Origin of the sequence: Microcystis sp. M31BS1, assembly GCF_020245285.1 — a bacterium.
Classification (GTDB): Bacteria; Cyanobacteriota; Cyanobacteriia; order Cyanobacteriales; family Microcystaceae; genus Microcystis; species Microcystis panniformis.
On sequence record NZ_JADBVE010000068.1, the window covers coordinates 1 to 7,984 of the forward strand.

A 7,984-nucleotide genomic window follows, 5' to 3' on the forward strand; every position below is an offset into this window, starting at 1 on the left:
GAGAGAATCGTCGTTCAAAACCTTGCGTCTTCATCGGCCCGCGTCCTGTAGGGGCGAAGCATTCGGACAATAACCTATCGGTGAAAAGGTAGATTTTCTATCCGAATGCTTCGCCCGTACTTATTCAGCAAACCCTAATTACACATCTAAGCCACTACTCCGTCAGACTTCTGGTGTGAGGAAACAGTGAACTGAAAACTCAAATCCGATCCCTAATAGCTGTATCCCGTCTCCCGTCTCCTGTCTCGGAGTCTCGACTAGGAAATTAATTTTGCACGACTACTTAATAATGTTCAAACTTCCTCTCTGGAACCCCGGCACTTGCCACTCCTTACCCACGACTATAAAATTAGCATCCATCTTGCGGGGGTATTACCCTTGTTAATACCCCCTATTTTTGGTCCGATATAGTGTTAAGCTTCTCCCGTGATTGATAAACCCTCTACCCAAACGTAGGGACAAACACCACTGGGAGTAATAACTGCTTCCGGTTCCAGATAAACAATCGATTTCAGCAGTGTTAAAATATCTCCAGCTACGGTAGCGGAATCGATGCTAACGCGCTCATTTTTGTTCACTAACCAACCGTCAAAGGGCAAAGAGAAGGAACCTTGTAGAGAATTAACTCCCGCATGAAGTGCCTGTAAACTATCAATTAAAACCACATTTTCTGCTGTTTCCAAAGAATATATCTTTGGTTGATTAGCACTAGCAAAAACGTGATAAAAATGGGGACTAACCGTTACTTTTGACCCAATGTTACCGTTGCCAGTCGGTTCTGTATTCATCCGTTTAGCGGTAATCGTGCTATGGAGAAAATTACTCAAAATCCCCTCTTTAATTAATTCCACACGACGGGTGGGAGTGCCTTCACTATCAAAAGTTTCTGCGGCAACATTAGCTGGATGGAGGGCATCATCACACAAATTTAAGGCAGTAGCAGCGATTTGTGTTCCCAAAGATTCAGGAGTAGAAAGACTCTGTTTATCAAGGACATTTTGGGCATTAAACAGATTAGAAAATGCTCCCATTAGACTCAAAAAGGCCCGGGGGGCAAAAACCACTAAATATTTACCCGTGGTAATCGGTTGATAGTCCAGATGGCTAACAGTTTTGGTAATCGCTTCCTCGATGCAACCATCGATATCTAATTTTTCCAGGCCCGGACTAACCCGAAAAGCACCAGCGCTGCGGGGTTTTTTGCCTTCCTGTTCGGTTTTGGTGTATAAATACACACTGGCATAACTACGCGCTTCCTGACGCATTGCCCCGTCGCTATTGAGATAAAAACGTCTGACCTGCTGTTGTCCCAAACCGTTATAGGGAACACTGGCAATAGCCGGATGGGCCGCTAGTAGGGATTTTTCGGCGGCTAATAACTTATCGACGAGAGTGGATACAGCTGCTTGATTAGACATTTCGCTGGCCACTTCTGTGGTAGGTGCGGTGGCGGCAGGACTAAAATCGGGGACATTTTCCTTAACACCAAAAAAGCTGGCTTCTTGGGCGGTTTTCAGGGCTAATTGCAGTCCCACCGGGTCCACATCGGTGGTCGAGGTGACACCGACTTGATTATCCCGATTCCAGACGCGAACGATAACGCTGGAACGATTGGAAGCTTGTACCTGTTTGGGTTCCCCTTGAAACACATCCACATCGGTTTCATCGACCGAGGAACCATAGATGTCGTATTTAGCAATTCCTAAAGCTTGGGCGCTAGAATTAGCGATTTGGGCGATATCTTCAACTTTTGGCATAGATTTTTTTTGGTGTTGGAGGATTTTTCAGTTATCAGTAAACAGTAATCAGTAATCAGTGAAAAGAAAGCTCAGAACTTGCCACTTAACAGTGTCCACTGAAAACTCAAATCTGATAACTGATAACTGATAGCGGTCAGCCGTAAGCTAGATAAGTAGGGAGGCACAATTATTTGTAGGATGGGTTAGCGGTAGCGTAACATGAGCGGGCGTTGGGTTTCATGCTTCAACCCAACCTACGTTCTGAAAACTCAAATCTGATAACTGATAACTGATAACTGATAACTGATAACTGAAGAGAGATTGGGCCAAGTGGTGACAATAAAGACGATAACGGCGGCCGTGGCCAGCATAGCTTTGGCAACGTGACCGATAACCGTGCCGACGACGATACCGACACAGACTTTTAGGGATTGTTGCAAACGGGGGGTTAATTCCAAATCGCGACGATAGGCGTATTCTCCGACAAAAGCCCCGACCACAGGACCGATAAATAGGCCGATAATTGGGCCGCCAATGGGTAAAGCGGGTAAAAGTCCGAATATTCCCGCTAATAAACCCACTACTAACCCGATTTGACTCCAATTGCTCGCCCCAACTTTTTGCGCACCGAGATAACTAGCGAGGAATTCCACCCCCAGACTGAGGAGAAGGATAACAAAGGCCACGGTTAAAGCGACCCCCATCCCCGCGAATTTGGTCACAAAACCCCACACCAGCATGGCGATTAAAATCAAACTCATGCCGGGGATAGCGGGCAGCAGTTCGCCAATTATCCCCACTATCATGATGGCGATGAGGAAATAGTAGAGAATTACTAAAGCCATGATTAACGACCGCCAACGGTAATAGAATCGACTTTTAAATGGGGTTGACCAACGGTGACATAAACGCTACCACTGACGGAACCGCAAAAACCGGCCGCTAGACCTAAATCTTGGGAACACATAGAGATTTTATTCATAATCTCCTTAGCTGAACCGATTAAAGTCGCGCCTTTTAGGGGTTTAGTCAGATTGCCGTTTTCGATAAGATAAGCTTCCTCGACAGCGAAATTAAATTCCCCGGTCGCCCCCACACTACCACCGCCCATTTTTTTGCAATAAATGCCTTTATCGATGGAATTAAAGAGATTATCGAGGGTATATTCCCCAGGTGCGATGTAGGTATTCCGCATCCGACTAGCGGCCGCATAGGTGTAGTTTTGACGGCGACCGCTACCTGTGCGCGGATGGCCGGTTTTAATTGAACCGGTGCGATCGGCAATGAAGTTTTTTAGGATACCATTTTCAATTAGGAGAGTACGCTGGGCCGGCATTCCCTCATCGTCCATATCGATAGTACCGAAAGCTTTATCGGATAATCCTTCGTCCCAAGCTGTCAGGTTTTCGTGGGCGATTTTTTCGCCTTTTTTATCGAGAAAGGGCGTGGTTTTTTGTTCGATTTGCGTAGTTTCTAGCAAATGGCCACAAGCTTCGTGGAAGATAACGCCGCCAAATTCATTGGCCATGACGATGGGATAACTGCCGGATTCTACATAGTCAGCGTAAAGCATTTTACCCGCCGATTCGGCCACTTCTGCCGCCGATTCCTCGGCATTCCAAGTCCGCAGAAAATCGGGATTACTGGTACTACCCACCCGTTTACCAATGCTAGAACGATTAGTCCCATCGGCACAGAGGAGATTATAGCCCACCGATTGGGTGAGGCGAATATCCCGGGCAAAAGTGCCATCACTAGCGGCAACTAAAATTTCTTGCCAATCGCGAAAATAAGCGGCGCGACGAGATTGGACGTGAGAGGCTTTCTGATTGAGTTGAACGTTAGCAGTTAGGAGAATATCACCCATTTCTCGCAAAGAACTGCAATTATTCAGCCAAATATCTTTATTTTTGACCGTGGCATAATCCCGGAACATTTCCAGATTGATTTCGGGAATATATGCGTTAGGACTGGGTAGGTTTAAACCCAGAATCGATAAACCTTTTTCTAGGGCATTTTTTAAGCCTTGGAAGCTTAAATCGTTGGTACTGACATAACAATCAGCTTTACCGCGAAAAAGGCGGATTCCTGCCCCTGTAGATAGTTTCGGTGAGAGACTGGTGATGCTGTCATCTTCGGCTAAACAACTGATATAGTTGACTCTTTCGAGGAAAAATTCGATAAAAGTTGCCCCGGCAGCCCGTCCCAGTCCCAGAAGAGTGGACAAAGGGGCCGCCCAAGAGCTATCAAAGCGCTCCAGACTAGGATTATATTTCAGGGTGGGGAGTTCTTTGGAGATGAGTAGAGTGGGTGACATAAAGCTCGTTTATCAGTTAATCTGCTGGTTTCTAGTCTAACAGCTATCAGTTTTTTCCGTCTGGGGGTGCGTTAGCGCGGCCCAACCCTGCTAAATTTTTCTCCTTCATATCTCTTAATAAAAACCTTGATTCGATCGCTGATCACCCGCAAGATTAAAGAAAGAGCGACTCAGGATAAAAATAATGGCCACAGCGACACAATTCTTAAACATTTCTGACTTGACAAAAGATGATTATTGTGTATTCGGTTTAGCGATTTGTTTTCTCAAACAGGAGGGAGAATTAGAAAAAGTGGCGGTGTTAGAACCGATTCCCTCGGCAGCTCTAGAGGCAATTGTCAAAGGGATTCCCACTTCCTACGAATTTGCCCGCGCCATGGCTTTGGGAGAGGTTTTTCAGGACGATAATCCTCAAATACCCAGTAATTTCCTCGATAATGCCCAATTATGCGAGAATTTTGTCGAAAGGGCGATTGCGGCCACTCGCACCTATAAAAATCAACCCCACCTGCAAGGGTTAATCCCCTTGGGCAGCCAAAAAGACGATTTAAACTTTTCCCTAGAGAAAAAACGCATCTTGAATGCTGTTCATGTGGTGCGGACGGAGGATAACGTCAAACAACATTCTCACACCCATAAGGTTTTGTAATCAAGGTTAGTTCGGATTAGGGAAATTTGGCAGTTTTCCCTAACCCGAACTCAGGTTATAGTAGTTATCTTAAGGGTGAAGTGTAAAGTTGGGATTTTGAGGAGTCGATGCCCAATTAAGTAGGGAGGCACAATTATTTGTAGGATGGGTTAGCGGTAGCGTAACCCATGCGGGCGTTGGGTTTCATACTTCAACCCAACCTACGTTCATCTAAAAAGATTATAATTTGTTTTCTCAATTTAGGATTAGTAAACTATGGCAAGTATAGAAACATTATTAGCAGAAATTATTAAGGTTGCATCTCACATTTGCAGAAATAGCGACAATCAGCAATTATTGGTGAATCTTAAATTGGTACAAGTATATTAACAACTGCGTGTAAGCATCTCACCGAAAAGCAAATGCGCTCCGGGGTTTGGGGGGTAGAACCCCCACAAGCTTGGATTGAGTCATAAGTACCTAAGCAAAATTAATTACACATATCTAACCACCTCTTGCCTCTTGCCCCTTGCCTCTTGCCTATCTTCACTAGGAAATTAATTTTGCACGACTACTTAAAATCGAAAGTAACGCCCAATTTTCAAAGAGAGGTTCCCTTTAAAAACCCCAACTTAGTAGATTTATAAAAATGAGATGCACCCAATTATTAAGGCAATGCTACACATAAATTTTTGCTGACTGAATAGGTATTTTCATACAAATAATCCCATTGATGTTCTAGGTGTCTAGCAATATGGTAGGCAAGCAAAGGTGGGACAGCATTACCAATTAATTTGTAACCATCCGTAGCCGAAAGTGAATATTTTTCATCTCCCTTGTTTTGTGGACGCACAAATTGAAAATCATCGGGAAAAGTCTGTATTCTCGCACATTCCCGCACAGTTAAACGTCTCATTTTTAACCCTGCTTCTAACTCATTAACTATCTTTCCCCCTAATTCTAAAGATAATCTCCTAAATTCAATATTACCGTGATGTTCCGAGCGAATAGTCGGACTTAAACCCTGTAAATTAACCTCGATTTGTCCCTGAGTTTTGCCATAATGTTTGGCTTTTGAATAGCTTTTTTGTGAGAGGTCAAATAACTCATCTTCTGGTTCTGCTAAACCTGATAATATCTGACCCACTGTACTGTAAGTTTTAACTTTATGGGTTGGATGCGGAAAAATATCATTATTTTCTAGATGTGCTATCGCTGTCGCTTTTAAATAGGTTTTATTTAAACCGATAAAGATAATTCTTTCCCTGGTTTGGGGAATTCCGTAATCGGGAGCAAAGAGAAGTTTAGGGATAACTATATATCCATCTTTACCAATGGCACTAAAATCATCTTCAATTATATCTTTAACATTAGCCAAAGAGATTAAACCTTTGACATTTTCAGCAATAAAAACTTTGGGTAAGGTTAATTCAATAACTCTCTTCATCCAATAATAGAGTTTCCCCCGATTATCCTGAAAACTATCTTCACTCTCGTCTAGTAGTTTCCCCGTTTGACTTTTGTGAGAATTAAACCCCTTTCTTTTTCCTGAAACACTAAAATCTTGACAGGGAAAACCTCCCGTTACTACATCGATATTACTGGGAAACTGAAACTCTCCTTTTTCTGCTTGTTTGACTAAATCTACAATACTACCCAAGTGAAATACATTCTTTTTACCCCTTTTTTCAAAGTAGGGAATCCAAGCATTATGGGCAGCTTTAGTTATATCATTAGCAAAGACAGTTTCAAAAGTAGTGCGCGGTAGTTTTAGCCATGGTTCCCGTCTTTCTACTATCCAATCTCGATGAATATTTTCATTAACACAGTCTTGGTGTACCCAAAAACCTCCCTCTAATCCTAAGTCCATTCCCCCGCAGCCAGAAAATAGGGATAAAACTCGCTTTTGTTGCCTATTCATCACTATTGATTTAATGAGTAATTTAATAATATCATACTGATGATCAACTCGATCGAAAGGGATTAATTAAAGTTAGTTGATTGGATATTATTAACCCATCCTGCATATCTTCAGAGTAAAGAAGACTAGCATCGGTTGCTAAGGCACTAGCTACAATTAAACTATCCCAAAAAGAAAAACTGTATTGAGTGCGGAGTTCAGAGGCTCTTAAAATAATATTGCGATCAAGTTGAATAACAAGACATCCATCGTAAAATTCTTGAATAATTTGTCTAATTTGAACTTCACTTATTTTAGCTTTTTTGGATAAAACAGCGCAAACTTCATTAATAATTTGCGTACTGATTAAGATATTTTCCCTGCTAGTTAAAGCGGCCGCTAGATTGCGTTTTCGCCTTTCTGCAGCATCGTTACACTCTGGGTCTATTAAAAGACGGTATAGCCAGATATTAGAATCACAAAAATAAAGAGAATTGGTCATAATTATAGCTGATGAATTTCTTCCCGATTTAATTTACGAATACCTTTAACAGCAACGGGATTTTGAGTTAATTGGGCAATGATTCCAGTGGTTGATACTTTTTTATTTTGTTTGATCACAATAACTTGAACTTCGCTGTCTTCCTTCAAGTCCTGTTGGTATTCTTCGGGAATTTCGATGATACCTTGTTTGATTTTGGCTTTAAATTCCACTGCATTTAACATATTGTTGCTCTCGATCGACTGTCTATTAAGATTAATTATAGCCCTCTTCTGTCAGTGGGAAGTGGTAAGTATGGCTGTACCGTTGACTGTATCTAGAGTAGTTTATTGGTTTTACATTGCTTTAGCTCAAGCTCTGTAAGACTTTTAGGCATAGCTACTATATTTATAGGGGGGAAGTTCAGAAATAAGGCAAATTCGTAAATCAGAATATTTTCATGGGCGGCGATAATCTGCTTAACCCGAACTCAGGCAATGTTAAGATTTATTTTGCTAACTACTTTTTGGCTATTCTTTGCTGTATAATGGCGGCATTCGTATCTAATAGAATATACAAGGTTCTCTCCACTCTTGCCTGTTCCATAAGTTGTTCCCTGACATAATCTAGATGTTTCCATCTCTAGGGCTGGGTGGAGAGGCGGTAATGCGTCCTCAATTCTTTACCTTTAATCAGTCGCAAGATTAAGGTAAAGTGGCCTTGAGCCAATTTAATTTTTTGATTGTTCCGGCTCTTCGGTTTGTGTTATGCAATGGAGGGGGGTTATAAGGGATGGAACCCTTATATAGAAAGGCATTTAGCGATTTTTGTCAATTGTTTTTTATCTAGAGCGAACTAATCAATTAAGTCTCTTGCCAGATAAGGATTTAGTCGATTTATGCCCCCCTATCGAACCATA

At 42.2% G+C, this 7,984-nt stretch carries 7 protein-coding genes; 1 reads left to right on the forward strand and 6 read right to left on the reverse strand.

Annotated features, from left to right (window positions below; genetic code table 11):
• Positions 1-413: 413 nt before the first annotated feature.
• From IM509_RS03710 to IM509_RS03720, 3 genes are all read right to left on the reverse strand, one after another.
• Positions 414-1,757 (reverse strand): TldD/PmbA family protein, encoded by a 1,344-nt coding sequence (locus IM509_RS03710; protein WP_052276728.1) that lies wholly within the window; start codon positions 1,755-1,757, stop codon positions 414-416.
• A 251-nt stretch (positions 1,758-2,008) separates the two neighbouring features.
• Entirely contained in the window at positions 2,009-2,584 is a 576-nt protein-coding gene (locus IM509_RS03715) for a DUF456 domain-containing protein (RefSeq protein WP_052276729.1), read from the reverse strand.
• Between the two features lie 2 nt (positions 2,585-2,586).
• Positions 2,587-4,056 (reverse strand): TldD/PmbA family protein, encoded by a 1,470-nt coding sequence (locus IM509_RS03720; RefSeq protein WP_052276730.1) that lies wholly within the window; start codon positions 4,054-4,056, stop codon positions 2,587-2,589.
• Positions 4,057-4,240: 184 nt separating this feature from the next.
• Here IM509_RS03720 and IM509_RS03725 point away from each other — a divergent pair, with 184 nt between their 5' ends.
• Entirely contained in the window at positions 4,241-4,705 is a 465-nt protein-coding gene (locus tag IM509_RS03725; protein WP_185236957.1) for a hypothetical protein, read from the forward strand.
• A 646-nt stretch (positions 4,706-5,351) separates the two neighbouring features.
• Here the strand turns inward: IM509_RS03725 and IM509_RS03730 are convergent.
• From IM509_RS03730 to IM509_RS03740, 3 genes are read right to left on the reverse strand one after another with little or no spacing between them, the layout of a single operon-like run.
• Positions 5,352-6,605, reverse strand: coding sequence for a DNA cytosine methyltransferase (locus IM509_RS03730; protein ID WP_185236956.1), 1,254 nt, complete (start codon positions 6,603-6,605; stop codon positions 5,352-5,354).
• A gap of 43 nt (positions 6,606-6,648) precedes the next feature.
• On the reverse strand, positions 6,649-7,086 hold the full coding sequence (locus IM509_RS03735; protein WP_128575209.1) for a PIN domain-containing protein: 438 nt from the start codon (positions 7,084-7,086) through the stop codon (positions 6,649-6,651).
• 2 nt (positions 7,087-7,088) lie between these two features.
• A complete protein-coding gene (locus IM509_RS03740) occupies positions 7,089-7,310 on the reverse strand; it encodes a hypothetical protein (RefSeq protein ID WP_052276732.1) in 222 nt (73 codons plus the stop codon).
• Positions 7,311-7,984 lie beyond the last annotated feature (674 nt).